The 1220-nt window shown below is 66.5% G+C and carries 1 protein-coding gene and 1 pseudogene; both read left to right on the top strand.

The window, feature by feature from the left end; translation table 11 throughout:
* Positions 1-222, top strand: a 222-nt coding sequence (locus JCM25156_RS25755; RefSeq protein WP_148299416.1) for a tyrosine-type recombinase/integrase, incomplete at its 5' end; no start/stop codon positions are given.
* Positions 223-234: 12 nt separating this feature from the next.
* Positions 235-1189, top strand: a pseudogene (pip, locus tag JCM25156_RS25750) (prolyl aminopeptidase).
* Positions 1190-1220 lie beyond the last annotated feature (31 nt).

Here is a 1220-nt window from a genome sequence, read left to right as displayed (position 1 = left end):
TGGCGGCACATGGCCGGACTGCCGGACCATGCAACCCCGCACGCGCTGCGGCATTCATTCGCCACCCACCTGATGGAAGGCGGGGCCGACCTGCGCGTGATCCAGGATCTGCTGGGCCATGCCAGCCTGTCCACCACGCAGCGCTACACCCTTACGGACGAGGCCCGCCTCATGGATGTCTGGACACGCGCCCATCCCCATGCCACCGATACGGCCAGTTGAACAGGAATGCCCATGCCAGAACGGTTAGCCTACCCCCCGATAGACCCCTACGACCATGGCTGGCTCGATACGGGTGAAGCACCGGATCTACTGGGAACTCTGTGGCAATCCCGCCGGGATTCCGGTCGTGTTCGTGCATGGTGGCCCCGGCGGGGGCTGTTCGGCCTTCCAGCGGCGGATGTTCGATCCCGCGCGTTACCGCATCCTCCTGTTCGACCAGCGCGGCTGCGGGCGGTCCACGCCCCATGCCTCGCTCGAGAACAATACCACATGGCATCTTGTGGCCGACATGGAGCGCCTGCGCGTCATGACGGGCACAGAAAAATGGATGGTGTTCGGCGGTTCATGGGGGTCGGCGCTGGCGCTGGCCTACGCGCAGGCGCATCCGGCGCGTGTCAGCGCGCTGGTCATGCGCGGCATCTTCACCCTGCGCCGGGCGGAACTGCTGTGGTACTATCAGGAAGGCGCGTCATGGCTGTTCCCCGACCTGTGGGAGAAGTTCGTGGCCCCCATTCCCCCCGCCGAGCGCACGGACCTGATGGCGGCCTACCACCGGCGGTTGACCGGGGCGGACGAGACGGTGCGCATGCAGGCCGCCATCGCGTGGAGCGTGTGGGAAGGGCGGACCATCACCCTGTGCCCCGCGCCCCAGACCATGGTCCAGCACGCGGATCCGCGCTACGCGCTGGCGTTTTCACGCATAGAAAACCATTATTTCGTCCATGCCGGGTGGCTGGAGGAAGGCCAGTTGATCCGGGATGTGGACCGGATCCGGCATATTCCCGCCGTGATCGTTCAGGGTCGCTACGATGTGGCGACCCCCATGCGCACGGCATGGGATCTGCACCGCGCATGGCCGGAGGCGGCGTTTCAGGTCATTGACGTGGCGGGTCACGCCATGACCGAGCCCGGTATCCAGACCGCCCTGCTCGATGCGACCGACGCCATGGCGGAGCGTCTGGCGTAGTGGCAGGAACAGGTGCCCGCCTTGCGGCCTG

This window comes from Komagataeibacter kakiaceti JCM 25156, from assembly GCF_000613305.1.
This window is presented reverse-complemented; position numbering and strand designations above follow the sequence as displayed.